Origin of the sequence: Kribbella sp. NPDC051770, assembly GCF_040681455.1 — a bacterium.
Classification (GTDB): domain Bacteria; phylum Actinomycetota; class Actinomycetes; order Propionibacteriales; family Kribbellaceae; genus Kribbella.
This window is the reverse complement of record NZ_JBFAYT010000001.1, coordinates 834,139-851,728: the sequence shown is the minus strand read 5'-3', so window position 1 is coordinate 851,728 and position 17,590 is coordinate 834,139. Positions and strand designations below refer to the sequence as shown.

16 protein-coding genes are annotated in these 17,590 nt (G+C 70.7%); 11 read left to right on the top strand and 5 right to left on the bottom strand.

Annotated elements, in window-relative coordinates:
* The first annotated feature begins 152 nt into the window (after positions 1-152).
* From AB0M01_RS04015 to AB0M01_RS04005, 3 genes are read left to right on the top strand one after another with little or no spacing between them, the layout of a single operon-like run.
* Positions 153-869, top strand: a complete 717-nt coding sequence (locus tag AB0M01_RS04015) for an ATP-binding cassette domain-containing protein (RefSeq protein WP_363665373.1) — start codon at positions 153-155, stop codon at positions 867-869.
* Positions 866-1,648 carry a hypothetical protein gene (locus tag AB0M01_RS04010; protein ID WP_363665372.1) on the top strand — a complete coding sequence of 261 codons (783 nt, stop codon included), beginning with the start codon at positions 866-868 and terminating at the stop codon, positions 1,646-1,648. The genes AB0M01_RS04015 and AB0M01_RS04010 overlap by 4 nt, the downstream gene beginning before the upstream one ends.
* The gene (locus AB0M01_RS04005) at positions 1,645-2,337 is read left to right on the top strand and encodes a hypothetical protein (RefSeq protein ID WP_363665371.1); all 693 of its coding nucleotides are present in this window, start codon (positions 1,645-1,647) and stop codon (positions 2,335-2,337) included. The genes AB0M01_RS04010 and AB0M01_RS04005 overlap by 4 nt, the downstream gene beginning before the upstream one ends.
* Here AB0M01_RS04005 and AB0M01_RS04000 read toward each other — a convergent pair.
* A complete protein-coding gene (locus AB0M01_RS04000) occupies positions 2,321-3,565 on the bottom strand; it encodes an MFS transporter (protein ID WP_363665370.1) in 1,245 nt (414 codons plus the stop codon). The genes AB0M01_RS04005 and AB0M01_RS04000 overlap by 17 nt on opposite strands.
* A gap of 205 nt (positions 3,566-3,770) precedes the next feature.
* Here AB0M01_RS04000 and AB0M01_RS03995 point away from each other — a divergent pair, with 205 nt between their 5' ends.
* Genes AB0M01_RS03995 through AB0M01_RS03985 form a run of 3 tightly spaced genes read left to right on the top strand, consistent with a single transcriptional unit; the run spans position 3,771 to position 5,781 of the window.
* Positions 3,771-4,787, top strand: a complete 1,017-nt coding sequence (locus tag AB0M01_RS03995) for an ATP-binding cassette domain-containing protein (RefSeq protein ID WP_363665369.1) — start codon at positions 3,771-3,773, stop codon at positions 4,785-4,787.
* Positions 4,784-4,927 (top strand): hypothetical protein, encoded by a 144-nt coding sequence (locus AB0M01_RS03990; RefSeq protein ID WP_363665368.1) that lies wholly within the window; start codon positions 4,784-4,786, stop codon positions 4,925-4,927. The genes AB0M01_RS03995 and AB0M01_RS03990 overlap by 4 nt, the downstream gene beginning before the upstream one ends.
* The gene (locus AB0M01_RS03985) at positions 4,924-5,781 is read left to right on the top strand and encodes an ABC transporter permease (protein WP_363665367.1); all 858 of its coding nucleotides are present in this window, start codon (positions 4,924-4,926) and stop codon (positions 5,779-5,781) included. The genes AB0M01_RS03990 and AB0M01_RS03985 overlap by 4 nt, the downstream gene beginning before the upstream one ends.
* A 184-nt stretch (positions 5,782-5,965) precedes the next feature.
* Here AB0M01_RS03985 and greA read toward each other — a convergent pair whose 3' ends face one another.
* On the bottom strand, positions 5,966-6,475 hold the full coding sequence (gene greA / locus AB0M01_RS03980; RefSeq protein WP_344180317.1) for a transcription elongation factor GreA: 510 nt from the start codon (positions 6,473-6,475) through the stop codon (positions 5,966-5,968).
* A 258-nt stretch (positions 6,476-6,733) separates the two neighbouring features.
* Entirely contained in the window at positions 6,734-7,153 is a 420-nt protein-coding gene (locus AB0M01_RS03975; RefSeq protein WP_363665366.1) for a DUF4307 domain-containing protein, read from the bottom strand.
* A gap of 35 nt (positions 7,154-7,188) precedes the next feature.
* On the opposite strand from AB0M01_RS03975, the gene mca reads away from it, so the two are divergent.
* From mca to AB0M01_RS03960, 3 genes are all read left to right on the top strand, one after another.
* On the top strand, positions 7,189-8,052 hold the full coding sequence (gene mca, locus AB0M01_RS03970; RefSeq protein WP_363665365.1) for a mycothiol conjugate amidase Mca: 864 nt from the start codon (positions 7,189-7,191) through the stop codon (positions 8,050-8,052).
* Positions 8,053-8,083: 31 nt separating this feature from the next.
* Positions 8,084-8,392, top strand: a complete 309-nt coding sequence (locus tag AB0M01_RS03965) for a hypothetical protein (protein WP_363665364.1) — start codon at positions 8,084-8,086, stop codon at positions 8,390-8,392.
* 166 nt (positions 8,393-8,558) lie between these two features.
* A complete protein-coding gene (locus AB0M01_RS03960; RefSeq protein WP_363665363.1) occupies positions 8,559-9,587 on the top strand; it encodes a CopD family protein in 1,029 nt (342 codons plus the stop codon).
* Here the strand turns inward: AB0M01_RS03960 and AB0M01_RS03955 are convergent.
* Positions 9,584-10,576, bottom strand: coding sequence for an aldo/keto reductase (locus AB0M01_RS03955; RefSeq protein WP_363665362.1), 993 nt, complete (start codon positions 10,574-10,576; stop codon positions 9,584-9,586). The genes AB0M01_RS03960 and AB0M01_RS03955 overlap by 4 nt on opposite strands.
* 126 nt (positions 10,577-10,702) lie before the next feature.
* Here AB0M01_RS03955 and AB0M01_RS03950 point away from each other — a divergent pair, with 126 nt between their 5' ends.
* Positions 10,703-11,539 (top strand): helix-turn-helix transcriptional regulator, encoded by an 837-nt coding sequence (locus tag AB0M01_RS03950; protein ID WP_363665361.1) that lies wholly within the window; start codon positions 10,703-10,705, stop codon positions 11,537-11,539.
* 30 nt (positions 11,540-11,569) lie between these two features.
* On the opposite strand, the gene AB0M01_RS03945 is transcribed toward AB0M01_RS03950, so the two are convergent.
* Entirely contained in the window at positions 11,570-15,202 is a 3,633-nt protein-coding gene (locus AB0M01_RS03945; protein ID WP_363665360.1) for a S8 family serine peptidase, read from the bottom strand.
* Positions 15,203-15,409: 207 nt separating this feature from the next.
* Here AB0M01_RS03945 and AB0M01_RS03940 point away from each other — a divergent pair, with 207 nt between their 5' ends.
* Complete coding sequence (locus tag AB0M01_RS03940; RefSeq protein WP_363665359.1) at positions 15,410-17,395, top strand: thioredoxin domain-containing protein; 1,986 nt, start codon at positions 15,410-15,412, stop codon at positions 17,393-17,395.
* Positions 17,396-17,590: the final 195 nt, after the last annotated feature.

Here is a 17,590-nt window from a genome sequence, read left to right as displayed (position 1 = left end):
AACGAAAGGCCCGGACCCAGAACCGACAGACCCAGGACGGAGTCGGACGAGAATCCCGGACCCAGGTCCGACAGACCCAGGACCGAGCCGCCCGCCGAAGTCCGGTCCTGGGGCCGATCCGGACCACGGCTGCGGGCGCTGGGATGGACAGCATGCTGACCATCGACCAACTCGTGAAACGACGCGGCTCCCGCCTGGTGCTGTCCGAGGTGAGTTTCCGGGCCGCCCCGGGCCGGATCACCGGTTTCCTCGGCCCGAACGGCGCGGGCAAGTCCTCGACCCTCCGGATCCTGCTCGGCCTGGACCGCGCCACCTCCGGTACGGCCCTGATCGACGGGCGCCCGTACGGCGTACTGCGGAACCCGCTGCGCACCGTCGGCTCGGTCCTCGACGGCTCCGGTGCGCACCGGTCGCGCCGGGCCGGTGAGCACCTCGCCTGGGTTGCCCGGAGCAACGGAATTCCGCAGCGCCGGGTCGGCGCGGTGCTGGACCAGGTCGGACTGGCGGACAGCCGGCGGACCAGAGCCGGCCGACTGTCCCTCGGCATGGGGCGCCGCCTCGCGCTGGCCGCCGCACTGCTGGGCGAACCCGAAGCGCTGGTCCTGGACGAACCGTCGAACGGCCTGGACCCGGACGGGATCCGCTGGCTGCGTGACCTGCTGAAGGATCACGCGGCGGCGGGTGGGACGGTCTTGTTGTCCAGCCACCAGATCGGCGAGATCGCTCAGCTCGCCGACGATCTCGTCGTGCTCGCCGAAGGGCGGATCGTGGCCTCCGGTCCGTGCGCCGAGATCGGAGCCGGGCACGAGTCGCTGGAGGACGCCTTCTTCGCGCTGACCCGCCCGGGCCGGACGGGGGCGGAGCGGTGAAGGATCTCCTCGTCGCCGAACTGCGCAAGACGATGACGCTGCCCGCCACCGCTGTGGCTCTTGCGGTGGCGGTGATCGGCCCGATCGCGCTCGCCGTGCTCAATGCCGTCAACGTCCGCGACGCGCTCACCTCCGGGCAGACCGATCGAGTCGGCTTCACCAGCGCGGCCGAAGCGGCGCTGAGCGCCGTACCGCTCGGGACCGCCGGTGCGATGGTTCTCGGCATCGTGGCGATCAGCAGCGAGTACACCGCGAACAGCACCGACGCGGGTGGCGGGCGGCAGATCAGTACGACGTTTCTCGCGGCGCCCCGGCGGTGGACGGTCCTCGCGGCGAAGGCCGTCGTCGTCGCGGCGCTCGTTGTACTGGCGGCACTGGTCAGCCTGTCGATCTCGCTCGCCGCGGCCGCCACGATCATCGGCGACGCGGCACCTGCGGGCGCCGGTCCGCCGATCGGCAGGTTCTTCGGCGCCGGGCTCTACTGGGTGCTGGCCGCGCTGATGGCGCTCGCGATCACGGTCCTGGCCCGGAGCGGGATCGTGCCGCTGATCGTGCTGATCACCAACGGCACGGTGGTTTCGGTGTCCTTCCTGCTGTGGAAGGTGACGCCGCTGGCCCGGTACCTGCCCGATCTGGCCGGCACCCGGCTGTTCGCCGGCGAGACCTTCACCGCCGTCGACGACGCGCTGCCTCCGATCACCGGCGGCCTCGTGATGGCGGCGTGGGCGGCTGCTCTGCTGCTGGTGGCGGGCGTCGTACTGAACCGGCGCGACGCGTGACCGGTCAGGCGATCGCGGCCGAGCTGATCAAGCTGCGGACGCTGCCCGCCGCGTGGATCACGAGCTTGGTCACGGTGGTCACGGCGGTCGTCGTGACGGCGGCGACCGCGAGCTCGAACACCGACCCCGCTGCGGACGCGGTGACAATCGCGCTCGGCAGCGTCGCGTTCCTGCAAGTGGGGACGATCGTGCTCGGCGTGGTCGGCGTGGCCTCGGAGTACGGCGGTCATGAGCTGCGGACGACTCTGACGGCAGTGCCCAACCGGATCGTGTCTCTGGCGGGCCAGGCCGTGGCGCACCTGATCGCCACGACCGTCACCAGTGTGGCCGCGCTGGGGGCCGCAGTGGCGACTGCTTGGGCGACGGAACCGCCCCGGGCGTCGCTCTGGCGGGTCGCCGGAGCAGCGGCGTACCTCGTGCTCGTGGGGTTGCTGGCAGCGGCGGTCACCGTCGTAGTCCGGTCGCTCGTCCCGGCGCTGGTCCTCATGTTCGGCGGGGTCATCGTGGCCTCGCCGCTGCTGGCGACTGTCACCGACCAGTCCCGGTGGCTGCCCGACCAGGCCGGCCGCGCGCTGTACGCGGCCGATCCCGGCTCCTTCGGTCCTGCCGGCGGTACGGCGGTCCTGCTGGTCTGGCTGCTCTGCACCGGTACGGCGGCGGTGGTCTGCTTCGTCAGCCGGGACGCTTGAGCGACTCCAGCTCCGTCGGGATCGTGCGCAGGGTCCGGAACGGCGAGAAGATCAGCCACGCGGTGCCGAGCAACGTGGCGATGCCGGAGATCCACAGGGTCGGGCGGAGGCCGAACGCCGTGCCCAGGACGCCGCCGAGCAGGCTGCCGACGGGCATCGCGCCCCAGCTGACGAAGGACATCGTGGCGCTCACCCGGCCCTGGAGGTCGGGTGGGCAGACGCGTTGGCGGGTGCTGACCTGGAGGATGTAGCCGACGATGATGCAGATCGCGGCGAGCAGGGTCGAGCCGACGTACCAGGTCAGGCCCCAGCCGGCGGTGGTGAGCGCCTGGAGGGTGAAGGCGACGCCGAGGCCGAGCGCGGCGACGAGTTGGAGGCGGGCGTCGCCGACGCGGTGGCTGAGGCGTTCGGTGAAGGCGGAGGCGGCGATCGCGCCGAGCAGACCGATCATGCTGAGCAGGCCGATGGTCGCGGGGGACAGGCCGATCTCGCGGACCAGGAAGACGATCACCACGGCGGAGTTCGCGGCCTGGAAGAGCATCGTGGTGGCGGTGTCGAGGGTCAGCGGGCGCAGCAGCGGGTGGCGGAAGACGTAGCGCAGGCCCTCGGCGATCTCGCGGCGCAGGTTGCGGTGCTCGGGCGCGGGTGGCTTCTGCTCCGGCGTACGAATCGAGCGCAGCCACAGGGCTGACCAGAGGAAACCGAGCGCGTTCAGGCCGACTGTCGTCGCAGCTGAGAGCCACTGCACCAGTACGCCGCCGGCGCCCGCTCCGACGACTGCCGCGACGCTGTGGTTGGCCGCGAGCCGGGCGTTGCCAGGGAGCAGCTGGTCGGGTGTCAGCAGGCGCGGGGGATAGGAGCTGTGCGCTACGTCGAACAGCACGGTCAGGAGCCCGGCGAGCGCCAGTACGACGTACAGCTGCGGCAGGCCGAGTACGCCGAACGCTGCAGCGACCGGGATCGAGCCGAAGAGCGCCGCTCGCCCCAGGTCGGCGGCGATGAGCACCGGCAGGCAGCGGATCCGGTCCACCCAGGCACCGGCGAACAGACCGAGCAGGAGCCAGGCCGCTGTCTCGCAGGTGCGCAGCAGCGAGACCTGGAACGTCGTCGCGTCGAGGGTGAGCAGGGCGAGCAGCGGGATCGCCATCATGCCGAGCCGCGCGCCGAGCTGGCTGAGCAGGTCGGCGATCCACAGCCGGCGGAAGTCGGGGTGCCTCAGGATGCCCATTCCGGGACCGTAGACCCCGAAGTTGAGTCTTGTCGACTCAATGTCAAGAAACTTGAGTCGATGGGACTCAAGTTGGAGTCTGCAACTAAATAGTGGCGATGACTTATATAACTGTTAGCGTATCTACTCCAGAGGAAACAGCTCGAAAACTGTCGGGAGTCTCCGACAGGATGATCTGCATCACACTCAGGAGGGGGCGGCTCTGATGGCTGCAATCGAGGCGACCGGCCTCGTGAAGACGTTCCGGTCCCGGAAGAACACCGTGAAGGCGCTCGACGGGATCGACCTGGAAGTGCCCGAGGGCAGCGTCGTCGGGCTGCTCGGCCCGAATGGTGCGGGCAAGACCACCACGGTCCGGGTGCTCACCACGCTGATGGCGCCCGACGCCGGCAGCGCGCGCGTGCTCGGGCACGACGTGGTCAAGGAGGCCGACACCGTCCGGCAGCTGGTCGGCCTGTCCGGGCAGTACGCCGCCGTCGACGAGCTGCTCACCGGCCGCGAGAACCTGTGGATGTTCGGCCGGCTCTACCGGCTGACCAGCGCGCAGGCCAAGCAGCGGGCCGACGAGCTGCTAGAGATCTTCGACCTCACCGACGCCGCGGACCGGATCCTCAAGACGTACTCCGGCGGCATGCGCCGCCGGCTCGACCTGGCCGGGTCGCTGATCGCGCACCCGAAGGTGCTGTTCCTGGACGAGCCGACCACCGGGCTCGACCCGCGCAGCCGGCTCGACCTGTGGCAGATCATCCGCGACCGGGTCCGCGAGGGCGTCACGATCCTGCTCACCACGCAGTACCTGGAAGAGGCCGACGAGCTGGCCGACAGCATCGCGGTCGTCGACCACGGCTCGGTGATCGCCCGCGGCACCGCGGACGAGCTGAAGGCCAAGGTCGGCGGCGAGCGGATCGAGGTCGTCGTGCACGAGCCGGGCGACACCGGCCGCGCGCTCGAGCTGCTGACCGCGTCGCTGCAGGTGAGCGACCCGGAGTCGACCTCGCTCGACGAGCACTCCAAGCGGGTCACGCTGCCCGCGCCGGGCGGTTCGGCCGCGCTGGTCGAGGTGATCCGGACGCTCGACGCGAACGGGATCCGCATCGCCGACATCGGCCTGCGCCGACCGACCCTCGACGACGTGTTCCTGACCCTGACCGGGCACGCCACCGACAACCCCGACACCGTCGCCGACGAGTCGGCCACCACCGGAAAGAAGGCCCGAGCATGAGTACGACGTACGCCGCGACCGCCTCGCTGAGCGCCGCCGCGAGCGCGGGTAGGACGGGCGCGACCGCCTCGTCGAGCACCGCCGCGAGCAGCCTGCGGGACTCCTCGATCGCGGCGAGCCGGGCGGAGGCCGGGCGATGAGCGCCGACGTGACGCAGAGCGGGCCGACCGAGGTGCGGCAGCAGAGTCCGGTCGGGCGGGCCGTGTCGGACGCCGGCATCCTGGCCTGGCGGACGCTGAAGCGGATCCCGCGGACGCCGGACATGCTGATCTACGCGACCATCCAGCCGATCATGTTCGTGCTGCTGTTCGCCTACGTGTTCGGCAACGCGATCCCGATCCCGGGCTTCCCGGGCGCGCGGGCGTACCGGGAGTTCCTGATGTCCGGGATCTTCGCCCAGACGATGGCGTTCGCGGTCGCCTCGGCCAGCGTCGGGCTGGCCGACGACATGTCCAAGGGCCTGATCGACCGGTTCCGCTCGCTGCCGATGGCGCGGTCCGGGGTGATCGCCGGGCGGGTGATCGGCGACGTGGTGTTCAACGCGTTCGTGATGCTGGTGATGGTGATCTGCGGGTTCATCGTCGGCTGGCGCTGGCACAACGGCTTCGGCCAGGCGCTCGGCGCGTTCGCGATCCTCCTGCTGTTCGCGTTCGCGATGCTGTGGGTGGGCGCGCTGATCGGGTTGTCGGTCGGCAGCCCCGAGGTCGCCGCGTCGGCGGGCCTGATCTGGCTGTTCCCGCTGACGTTCCTGTCGAACGCGTTCGTGCCCACCCCGAACCTGCCGAGCGCGCTGCAGCCGGTCGCGGAGTGGAACCCGATCTCCTCGATCGTCGCTGCTTGCCGGCACCTGTTCGGGAATCCGTCGCCGTTCGCGAGCCCGGACGGGTTCCCGGCCCAGCACCCGGTGTGGCTGAGCTTGATCTGGTGTGCGGTGATCATCGGGATCTTCGCACCACTGGCGGTCCGGAAGTACCGGCGAACGACCGGACACTGAGCAGTCGAACGACACCTCGTCACCTGAAACGCAACAAGTACCGGCCCTCGACCGGTGGCCGGTACTTGTTGGGGTGTCGGGTGGCGAGGTGTGGTCAGCCTGTGAAGGGCTCCCTCGTCGCCTCGAACGCAACAAGTACCGGCCCCCGAGCGGTGGCCGGTACTTGTTGGGTGTCGGGGCGCGGTCAGCCGGTGAACGGCTCCGCGGCGACGATCTCTACCGTCACGGGCTTGCCGTTCGGGGCCTCGTAGGTGGCCTTCTGGCCCTTCTTCTTGCCCAGGATCGCCGAGCCGAGCGGGGACTGCGGGGAGTAGACGTCGATGTCGACCGACGCGTCCAGCGCGAGCAGCTCGCGGGAGCCGAGCAGGAAGGTCTCCACCTCGTCGTCACCGGCGAACTTGATCGACACCTTCATCCCGGGCTCGACCTTGCCGCCGGGCTTCGGCGTCTCGCCGACCTGGGCGCGCCGCAGCATGTCCTCCAGCTGGCGGATCCGGGCCTCGATCTTGCCCTGCTCGTCCTTGGCGGCGTGGTACCCGCCGTTCTCCTTCAGGTCGCCCTCGTCGCGGGCGTCGCTGATCCGCTGGGTGATCTCGGCCCGGGCCGGGCCCTTCAGGTGCTCGAGCTCCGACTTCAGCTGGTCGTAGCCATCCTGTGTCAGCCAGACAACGCTGTCCTCGATGTTCTGCGTCACGGGCTGCTCCTCTGTTGATGGGATGGGTCGGAAATACTCAAGGCCGCCGTCGTCGACGGCGACCAATCCTCCGAGCGTAGCAAGAACGGGCCCGGAACCCCACAGGTCTTTGCCGGTTCAAACACCCGGCCGGTTCCCCGCAGACCGCTCAGGCAAACGATTTCCACCGCTCCGGCCAAGACTTCTGTCCGTACTACGGACGTACGACGACCGTCGGCGCACACGCCATGCACGCGAGCGCTGGACGCCGCCCGAACGCTAGTGCGGACGCGCCGTGCCGGCGGTCGTGCACCCGATCAGCACCACCGACGTCGCGGCTCGCTGCGTTGTCAACGTGACCGGCAGCGTCTGCTGCTTCGGGGCGTCGGCCGGGACCTTCAGCGTCACCTCGCCGACGATCGAGAAGTCCGCCGCCTTGGCCTGCAGCCGGCACGACGCCTCGACCGCTGCGCGCTTGTCCACCTGGATCGTCGCGGTCGCCGAGGTGTCGGACGGGACCGTGAACGCCAGCAGGCGCGACGACACCGGCGGCGTCGACTGGACGAACGCGACCCGGACCAGCCAGACCAGCGCGACGACGGCGACGACGCCGATCACCGCGATCAGGAGCAGCGGTCGGCGGCCGCGCGGCGTACGGCCGTAGCGGGCGTCCAGGTCGGTCACGGCTGGGTCGGTCAACGGTTCTCCTCGGGCTTGGAGGACCATTGTGTCTTGTGACCGAAGATCTTCGCCTGCTGCATGTCCATGCCCACCCCGACGACGAGTCCAGCAAAGGCGCTGCCTCGACCGCGAAGTACGTGGCCGAAGGCGTCGACGTGATGGTGGCCACCTGCACCGGCGGTGAACGTGGCTCGATCCTGAACCCGAAGATGGACCGCCCCGAGGTGCTCGCGAACATCACCGAGATCCGCCGCCAGGAGATGGACGCGGCCCGCGAGATCCTCGGCATCCGCCAGGAGTGGCTGGGCTGGGTCGACTCGGGCTACCCCGAGGGCGACCCGCTGCCGCCGCTGCCCGAGGGCTGCTTCGGCCTGATGAAGGTCGAGGACGCCGCCGCCCCGCTGGTCAAGCTGATCCGGGAGTTCCGCCCGCAGGTCGTGACGACGTACGACGAGAACGGCGGCTACCCGCACCCCGACCACGTGATGTGCCACCAGATCAGCGTCGCCGCGTTCGAGGCGGCCGGCGACCCGGACGCCTACCCGGAGCTGGGCGAGCCGTGGCAGCCGCTGAAGCTTTACTACCACCACACCTTCCACTTCGAGCGGATGAAGGCGCTGCACGACGCGATGCTGGCCCGTGGCCTGGAGTCGCCGTACGCCGAACGGATGAAGGACTGGAAGCCGGACCCGGAGAACGAGCGCCGGATCACCACCCGGGTCGAGTGCGCGGAGTACTTCGGGGTCCGGGACCGGGCGCTGCTGGCGCACGCCACCCAGATCGACCCGGACGGCGGCTGGTTCACGGTGCCGCTGGAGGTGCACCAGGCGGCCTGGCCGACCGAGGACTACGAACTGGCCCGCAGCCTGGTCGAGTCCGAGCTCCCCGAGAACGACCTGTTCGCGGGGCTGCGCTGACGGCGGGTGGGGACGGTGAGACACTGGCCTGGTGACCGCGACGACCCTTCTTCTGACGACCGCAGCCCCGGCGGGCGAGATCGACCCGAACACGGTGAAGCCGGGGTGGGTCGCCCTGCTGATCATCCTGGCGCTCGCTGCCGCCACGGCGCTGCTGATGAAGAACATGAGCAAGCAGCTGAAGCGAATCGACATCGATCCCACCGATGGGGCGCCGACCCGCTCCGACGGCACTGCGGACGACCCAGCACCGTCCGGCGACCGGCCGACGGAGGACAGCTCACCGGCCCCGGCTGGCGCTGCCGCGGAGCCGGCTGACCCGGAGCAGAAGAAGGCCTAGGCAGACGGTGCCGAGGGCAACGGTCTTCGCTGCCCGGCTGCACAAAGTCACGAGCAGGCAACCGTTCGCACACCGGGGTCACGAGATGGTGTCGCCGGCAGCATCCGTGAGGTTCGTCACCCTATAGTGAGCGCGTGTTCAACTGCGCCCACGGCGGGACCGGTCGGTGACCGCGACCCGCGCCGCCCGGCACCGGATGCCCGGACGTCTGGTCGCGGGTGGTCTGGCCGCCCTGGTGGTCGCCTCGATCGCCTTGGTGGTGGGCGTTTTCGCCGCCGGGAGCGAACCCGCTGACGACGTGCTCGGTCTCGGTGGCCCGTCCGAGTTCGTGTACTGGTTGCAGCCGTTCTTCCGGCTGCTGTCGACGCTCGCGACCGTCGGTTGCGCGGGCGCGCTGCTCGCGGCCGTGGTGCTGCTGCGCACCGACGGCGGCCCGCTCGGCACGCAGGGCCGCCGCGCGGTCCGCGACGCCAGCAACGCGGCGGTCATCTGGGCGGTCGCGTCGTTCGCCGGCGCGGTGGTCACGTCGGCGATCCTGCTCGACACCCCGGTGAACCTGCTGCGCTACCGGATCGACGACGCGCTCGGCGTCCCCGAGGTGAAGGCGCTGCTGATCACCGGGATCCTCGTCGTCGCGCTGGCCGTCGGCATCCGCCGCGTCCAGACGTCGTCCGCCGCGGGCCTCGGCGTGCTGGTCGCGGTCGCCGCGTTGCTGCCGTCGGCGCTCACGGCCTATCCGCGCAACGAGGCGTACGTCGTACTGGCTGGTGCTGCCCTGGTCCTGCACGTGATCGCCGCCACCAGCTGGGTCGGCGGCCTGGCCGGACTCGTCCGCTACGGGCGGGCGAGCCGCGACGGCCTTCCGTACGTGCTCGAACGCTTCAGCCAGGTCGCGCTGATCTCGTCGCTCGTCGTGCTGCTCAGCGGTCTGCTCAGCGGCGCCGGCCGCCTCGCCGCCCAGGCCGGCGGTTTCGGCCAGGTCGTCGACGCCGTCACCACCACGTCGTACGGCGGGTTGATGATCGCGAAGACAGCGGTGTTCGCGCTGCTCATCGTCGGTGGCTGGATCCACCGCCGCCAGGTCGTCACCAACCTGATCGAGCCCGGCCCAGCCTTCTGGCAGCTGGTCGCCGTCGAGCTCCTCGTGATGGCGATCGCGCTGGGCCTGTCGGTCGCGCTGTCTCAGACCACCTAGTTCCCGACGCCCAGCGCCTGCATGTGGGCGCTCGGGTAGCGGTCGCCGCGGGCCGCGTTGCGAGGGACCGCTCGCTCGATCGCGGCCAGATCGTCCGCGGTCAGGTCGATCTCGGTCGCCGGCAGCGCTTCGGTGAGGCGGTTACGCGTCCGCGCGCCGACCAGCGGGACGATGTCCGCGCCCTGCGCCGCGACCCACGCGATCGCCAGCTGCGCGACCGTGCAGCCCTTCGCTTCGGCGACCTCGCGCAGCGCCTCGACGAGCGTCAGGTTGTGCTCGACGTTCTCCGCCGCGAAGCGCGGGCTGAATCCGCGCAGGTCACCGGGCTTCGACCCGTCCGCGGACCAGTGCCCGGAGATCAGCCCCCGCCCCAGTACGCCGTACGCCGTGAGCCCGATCCCCAGCTCACGCAGGGTCGGCAGCACCTCGGGCTCGATCGCGCGCGAGATCAGCGAGTACTCGACCTGCAGGTCCGAGATCGGGTGCACGGCGTGCGCGCGCCGGATCGTCTCGGCGTTCACCTCGGACAGCCCGATGTGCCGCACGTACCCGGCCTCGACCATCTCCTGGATTGCGCCGATGGTCTCCTCGATCGGCACCTGCGGATCCAGCCGCGCGGGGCGGTAGATGTCGACGTGGTCGGTGCCGAGCCGGGTCAGCGAGTACGCCAGGAACGTCTTCACCGACGCGGGCCGGCCGTCGATCCCGCCGATCCCGTGGCCAGGTTGGCCGAGCATCCCGAACTTCACGCTCAGCTGGTAGCTGTCGCGATCCCTGCCCCGCAAGGCCTCCGCGAGCAGCAGCTCGTTGTGGCCCATCGCGTAGAAGTCGCCGGTGTCGATCAGGGTCATCCCGGCGTCCAGGGCCGCGTGCACGGTGGCGATGCTCTCGGCGCGGTCGGTCTCGCCGTACGCGCCGGACATGCCCATCGCGCCGAGGCCGAGGGCGCCGGTGGTAGGTCCGTTCTTGCCCAGTTCTCGTGTCTGCACAGTGCTCTCCCTTGTCGTTGCTCTCGGCATCAGCCTGCTTCGGGTCAGGCGGGATCGGGAGAGGAGAGTTCATCGTGGGAGCGGCGCTCCCTGGATCGGCGCCCGGCGGCGCGGCAGGATGAGGACATGCAACGCGACGAGCTGGCCGACTTCCTGCGCCGCCGCCGGGAGGCGATCGACCCGGCCGACGTCGGGATCGCGGCCGGTCCACGACGCCGTACGGCGGGACTGCGCCGCGAGGAGGTCGCGATGCTCGCGGGGATCTCGGTCGACTACGTCGTCCGGCTGGAGCAGGGGCGCAGCAGTCAGCCGTCGACACAGCTGCTCGGCGCGCTGGCGCGGACGCTGCGGTTGACCGACGACGAGCGGGATCACCTGTTCCACCTGGCCGGGCACCGGCCGCCACCGGCCGATGGCGTCGCGCGGCTGGCCCGGGCCGGGCTGATCCGGATGCTGGATCTGCTCGGCGACACCCCGGCGATGGTGATGTCGGACCTCGGCGAGATCCTCGCGCAGACGCGGATGTCGGTGCTGATGGGCGGCGACCACACCCGCTTCACGGGCGATCGCCGGTACCACGCGTACCGGTGGTTCACCGAGCCCGAGGCGTGGGCGATGCATCCGCTCGAGCAGCGTGAGCATCACGCGCGGACGCTGGTCGCCGATCTGCGCGCGACCGCCGGGCGCCGGGCTGGTGATCCGGTCGTCGAGCGGTTGATCGCCCGGCTGCAGGCTGTGAGCCCTGAGTTCGCACGGCGGTGGGCCGAGCACGAGGTCGAGGTCCGGCGGGCCGACCGGAAGACGTTCGTGCATCCACGGGTCGGGGACCTGGTGATGGACTGCGAAACGCTCGTCACGCCTGACCTCGGGCAGATGCTGCTGGTGCTGACGCCTGCGGACAGCGAGACCCGCGAGCGGCTGGACCTGCTGCGGGTGGTGGGGACCGAGACCTTCCAGAGCTGAGGCGGCCGGCTGGAGCCGGCCGCCTCAGTTTCAGCGGAGCCCGAAGGCCCGGGTGATCGTCTGCGTCACGGCGCTTCCGTCGCGCTGCTTGGCGGTCGCCCGGATGGACAGGTGCTCAGCCCGACTCGGTGCGTGCAGCGAGGTCTGCCAGATTCCCTTGCGCTGCTGGAGTTGCTGCCGCTGCCACGTCGTACCGTCGTCGTACGAGACCTCCAGCGCGACGACAGCATCGCCTACCGGTTCGACGGAGAAGACCGAGTTCCGCTTCGCCCGCCCAGCAGCGTCGACGTCCGCGACGTAGTCGAGCTGGACCAGCGGCAGCGCCGCGTTCTCGGCCTCGCCGGAGACGAACGTCCACTCGGTGTGCGTCGTCGTCGAGTACGGCGTCAGCGCCGCGTTGCCGACGGTGTCGACCACCAACCGGTACGGGAGCTTCTCCGGCGCGAGACCGCCGACGCCGAAGTCCGGCCGCGGGCCGTTCTGCGCGAGCAGCTGATCGCCCTGGTAGAGCGCGAAGCTGCGCGACATCAGCGAGTCCCCGCTGTGCGCCGAGCCGCCGTCGCCGAAGCCCGCGATCATGCCGCCCATCGCGTTGCCGACCCGGTGCGGGACCTCGAAGCCGAGCAGCCGCGGCCGGACGATCGGGCCGAACCAGCGCTCGTTCTGCACGCTGCGCGGCCGGAAGCCGACGACGTCGGTGAACGTCGACCAGCCGTCGATCGATGCGTACTGCTGCCACTGGGCGCCCGCCGAGACCCAGTCCGTCCGGTGCCCGGCGGCGGGGATGCGCGGGAACCGCGGGACGCGGGTCATGCCGAAACCGGCGTACGGGTACGCGGCCGGCCAGTGCTCGTACGCCGGGCTGTCCTCGCGGCTCTCCAGCACCTGCTGGCCGAGCGACGGTGCGAAGTCGTTCTCGATCCGCGCGAGGCTGCCGGGGTCGGTGGCCGCGGACGGGTCGTCCGGGACGTTGCCCTGGTGGTAGTCGGCGAGGTCGTACAGGTACTTGGCCACCGGGTGCGCCTCGACGTCGAGATCGGTCCGGGTCTTCTTCATCCGCGCGATCAGGGCCTCGCCGTCGTCGACCATGAGCGACGCGGTCGGGATCGGCCCGGCGGTCCGGCCGTCGGGATCGCCGTACCAGTCGCTCTTGCGGCCGTCGGTGTCGTTGACGACCAGGAGCATCGCGGCTCCCGCGGCGTGCGCCGCGGCGGCCTGCTCGGCGGGATCGCCGGTGCGTACGACGACCGCCTTGCCGCGCGCTGACAGGCCCTTGTACTCAGCCGGTGTGCCGGTCCCGGCGAAGACCGTGGCGATGCGCGTCTTGCCGTCGCGGAACGCGGGGGAGCCGGGCTGGACGACGAGCGCGTCGTCGAGCGTGCGTCCGGCGTACGAGATCTTCAGCGGGGTCTGGACAGCGCGGAACCGAGTGGTGAAGACGAAGCTGCCCTGGCGAACGCCGGTCTTGGTCGGCAGCGCCCAGATGCTGTCGTACGCCGGGGGCGGCATCAGGATCTCATGCAGCGCCTGGGCATCGTTCGGATCGGGCTTCGTGGTGAAGGAGCGGAAGAGGTCGATCCGGCTCGTGGACACGGTCGTCGGCAGCGGCGTCGCGACCTTGACCTCGCGGATTCGCGACGCGTCCAGGACGACGTCGCGGTCGCCGGTCAGGTTCACCTCGGGAGCGGTCAGGACGGCGAGACCGAGCGAGCGAGGGCCGTGACGGCCTTGCACGTCGAGGGTGGAGATGAGCGTGTAGACGCCGGGCGCCCAGCGGGTGGTGAGCTTGCCGTCCGGCACCCAGAAGATCGTCGACTTGCCGTCGGTGCCGGTGATCTCGACCTCGCCGCTGATCGGCTTGCCGGCGCGGTCCTTCAGGTGGACGGTGAGGTCGTGCTTCTTCGGCTCGACGGAGAGTCCGACGGCGGTGTGGACGCTGCCGGACGAGGAACGGGCGACGACCTGCGCGGCGTACTGGCCGGGCTGGAGGCCCTTCGGGTTCGCGACGAGGCCGACGGTCGAGGTGCCGCGGGCGGGGACCGTGAGCTGGCCGGTTGCGGTCGTGAACACTCCGGTCGTCGAGAGCTTCAGCGTGATCGGGCGGGTGGTGGTGTTGCGGTAGGTGATCTGCCGCCTGACCGGCGCTTTGGATCCGGACGGGACGAGTCCGGCGTCCACCGATCCGGTCGCGACGATCTCCCCGTGGAGATAGGCCGCCGCGACATCGAGCCGCCCGCTGCCGGCCTCGTACGGCGTGTAGGCGGGCGTCAGCTTGGTGCTGCTCATCAGCGCGTCCTTGAGCTGCTGGCCGGTCCACTCCGGGTGCTGCCCGGCGAGCAGAACGGCCGCACCCGCGACGTGCGGCGCCGCCATCGAGGTACCGCTGTCGGTCCGGTAGTAGCCCTCGCTGCCATCGTTCATGTGCTGCGACCGGGCAGCCAGTACGTCGACGCCGGGCGCGGTCAGGTCGGGCTTGAGGCCGTCGTCGAGCATCCGCGGGCCGACGCTGGAGAAACCGGCGAGCTGGTCGGAGGTGTCCACCGCGCCAACGGTCAGGGCGGCGTCGGCGGTGCCGGGCGCGCTCACGGCGTACGGGGTGTTGCCGGAGTTGCCCGCGGCGACCACGAACAGCGCGCCGGTCTCGGCGCTCAGCCGGTTCACCGCCTGGCTCAGCGGGTCGTCCTGGGTGTGCCAGGCCGCCGTACCGAGGCTCATGTTGATCACCTTGGCGTGCTCGGTCCGGGCCGCCCACTCCATCCCGGCGATGATCCCGGAGATCGGGCCCGAGCCGTTCTGACCGAGCACCTTGCCGATCACCAGGTCGGCACCGGGCGCGACGCCGCGCTCCTTGCCCTCCGAGGCGGCGCCGGTCCCGGCGACAGTGGAGGCGGTGTGCGTCCCGTGGCCGTTGCGGTCGACGACGTCCTCACCGGCGACGAAGCTCCGGGTCGCGACGATTCGCGAGGCGAGGTCGGGGTGCGTGGTGTCCACCCCGGAGTCCAGTACGGCGACGCGCACACCGGCGCCGGTCGCGCCGGTCTCCCAGACGGCGGGGGCGCCGACCTGTGCGGTGGTGTCCGCGAGCATCGCCTTCGCCTTGGCGTCGAGCCAGACCTTGTCGACCCCGGCGGCGAACGCCGGCCCGGAGGCGTCCGTGCCTGCGCCCTGCTTCGACCGGGCGGCGCCGCCGCCGGTCAGGGTCGACCACAGCGACGCCACCTGCGACCGCTCAGCCCGAACAGCCGCCCCACCCACCGAGGCCAGCTCCTGAGCGACAGTCGTCCCGGGCAACGCCGCCTGCGCCGACCTGGCAGCAGCCTGCGTGCCAGTGAGAATCAGCGGCAACTCCTTCGCCCGCGCATCGTCGTACCCCTGCGCGATCAGCTCACTGACGTTGAACAACTGCTTGTCCAACCGCCCGCTCGCGACGTACGGCGTCGCCTCGTCGGGCAGCACGAACGTGTCACCGCGCTCGACGGTGACCCGGATCGAGCCGGTCGCCCGAGGCGCACGCGTGACGCCCTCGACCGACACCGCCCTCCCCGCGCCTTGGACGACACTGACCTTGTCGCCGGTGATCAAGGTCAACTCGACCGGCGCGGACGCGGCAGCCGCCGCGGTAGGTGGCGCAGGCTCGGCGCCGGCCGGCGCAGGAGCAGCCACGCCGGCGATGAGCGCTAGCACTGCGAGCGGCACGAGGTGCCTACGGGCAGAAGAACGACGCACGGTGTCCTCCGGAACTCTGGGGTGCCCGCATCCGATCAGCCTTGTTCACCGGTGTAAACGGAATGCCCATTTCAGCCACCCGACAGGCCCGTTTTGGCCAGACTGGTCACGGACCCCTGGGACCGACCGCCTACCGTGGGGGCCATGTCCTCCAACGAGCTCGGTTCCTCGACGTCGCCCTACCTTCGGCAGCACGCGGACAACCCGGTGGCGTGGAAGCAGTGGGGGGAGGCGGCGTTCGCGGAGGCGCGGGAGCGGGACGTGCCGGTGTTCCTGTCGGTGGGGTACTCGGCGTGCCACTGGTGTCACGTGATGGCGCACGAGTCGTTCGAGGACGCGGCGACGGCGGCGTACCTGAACGAGCACTTCGTGAACGTGAAGGTGGATCGCGAGGAGCGGCCGGACGTGGACGCGATCTACATGGAGGCGACGGTCGCGATGACCGGGCGGGGCGGCTGGCCGATGTCGGTGTTCCTGACGCCGGCGGGGGAGCCGTTCTTCTGCGGGACGTACTTCCCGGCCGACGCGCGGCACGGGATGGCGAGCTTCCGGCAGGTGCTGGAGTCGCTGACCGACGCATGGCGGGGCAAGCGCGAGCAGATCGACGGGATCGGGAAGTCCGTCGTCGAGCAACTCGGGGCGAAGCAGCAGCCGGCCGGGGGAGCGATCGACGCGGCGGTGCTGGAGCGGGCGGCCGCCGTACTGAAGGTGGATTTCGACCCGGTCGACGCCGGGTTCGGGCAGGCGCCGAAGTTTCCGCCGTCGATGGTGCTCGACTTCCTGCTGCGCCATCATCGGCGGACCGGGTCCGAGGACGCGCTGGCGATGGTCGAGGCGACCTGCGAGCGGATGGCGCGCGGCGGGATGTACGACCAGCTCGCGGGCGGGTTCGCGCGGTACAGCGTCGACAAGCAGTGGATCGTGCCGCACTTCGAGAAGATGCTGTACGACAACGCGCTGCTGCTCGACGTGTACACGCACTGGTGGGCGGTCAGCGGGTCGCCGCTCGCGGAGCGGGTCGCGGTGGAGACGGCGGACTTCCTGCTCGCGGAGCTGTTGACGCCGGAGGGCGGGTTCGCCTCGGCGCTCGACGCGGACACCGAGGGCGAGGAGGGCCGGTACTACGTCTGGACGCCGGACGAGCTGCGCTCGGTGCTCGGTGCTGACGACGGCGCCTGGGTGATCGAGCTGTGCGACGTGAGTGGAACGTTCGAACACGGTACGTCGGTGCTGCAGCTGCGGCGTGATCCGGACGATGCGGAGCGGTGGTCCAAGGTGCGCGGGCTGTTGCTCGAGGCCCGGGCACGGCGGACGTACCCGGGCCGCGACGACAAGGTCGTTGCCGCGTGGAACGGGCTCGCGATCACGGCGCTGACGCGGGCCGGGCTGGTGCTCGACAAGCCCTCGTACGTCGAGGCGGCGGCGCGGGCGGCGTCCTTGATCCGGGACGTGCACGTGGACGCTTCGGGACGGTTGCACCGGACGTCGCGGGACGGTGTCGTGGGGTCGGCGCACGGTGTGCTGGAGGACTACGCGGCGTACGGGCAGGCTTGTCTGACGTTGCTGGCGGCAACGGATGACGCCGGGTGGTTGACGCTGGCGAAGGCGTTGCTGGACAGGGTTCTGGAGCAGTTCGTTGCTGATGGCTCCTTCTTTGACACGGCGGCCGATGCGGAGCAGCTGGCTTGGCGGCCGCAGGACCCGACGGACAACGCGAGTCCTTCCGGGGTGTCGCTGGCGGCGGAGGCGTTCACGACGCTGGCGTCGGTGACGGGGGAGGCCCGGTACAGCGAAGCGGCCGAGCAGGCGCTCGCCGCTTCGGCGGCGCTGGCGGCTCGCGCGCCACGCTTCGCCGGCCGGGCCCTTGCGGTCGCCGAAATGCTGCAGGCCGGACCACTTGAGATCGCGATCGTCGGGGCGCAGTCCGAGGAGCTGGCGCGGGTTGCCGTTGCCCACGCTCCCTGGGGAACGGCAGTTGTCCGAGGCATTCCCGGGTCCGGCGTACCACTGCTCGCCGGGCGCGACCTCGTCGGCGGGCGCGCCGCGGCGTACGTGTGTCAGAAGTTCACCTGCAAGCTGCCGGTCGTGTTGCCGGAAGACCTTCGGGCGGAGTTGACCGCCGCGCGCTGACAACGCCGGTCAAAGCGGGTTTTCCCTGTCGTTTCGCGAGATTCCCTTGACTCCTGGCTCCGCCGGGGGGAGAGTCCTCCCTCAGTCGGATGTAACAGGATGCGCATGTCCTGACACACAGTGTCACAACTGAGGCAGTGGCACTGCTGTGTCGTACCTCCGGCGGTCCCCAATTGAATTGGTCGCTGCGCCCAA

Excerpts from the sequence above, each read along its gene's own strand:
- AB0M01_RS03950 (WP_363665361.1), top strand. The coding sequence starts at position 10,703 with ATGCAACGCGACGAGCTGGCCGACTTCCTGCGCCGCCGCCGGGAGGCG.
- AB0M01_RS04000 (WP_363665370.1), bottom strand. The coding sequence starts at position 3,565 with ATGGGCATCCTGAGGCACCCCGACTTCCGCCGGCTGTGGATCGCCGAC.
- AB0M01_RS03990 (WP_363665368.1), top strand. The coding sequence starts at position 4,784 with ATGAGTACGACGTACGCCGCGACCGCCTCGCTGAGCGCCGCCGCGAGC.
- AB0M01_RS03995 (WP_363665369.1), top strand. The coding sequence starts at position 3,771 with ATGGCTGCAATCGAGGCGACCGGCCTCGTGAAGACGTTCCGGTCCCGG.
- AB0M01_RS04015 (WP_363665373.1), top strand. The coding sequence starts at position 153 with ATGCTGACCATCGACCAACTCGTGAAACGACGCGGCTCCCGCCTGGTG.
- AB0M01_RS03985 (WP_363665367.1), top strand. The coding sequence starts at position 4,924 with ATGAGCGCCGACGTGACGCAGAGCGGGCCGACCGAGGTGCGGCAGCAG.
- AB0M01_RS03940 (WP_363665359.1), top strand. The coding sequence starts at position 15,410 with ATGTCCTCCAACGAGCTCGGTTCCTCGACGTCGCCCTACCTTCGGCAG.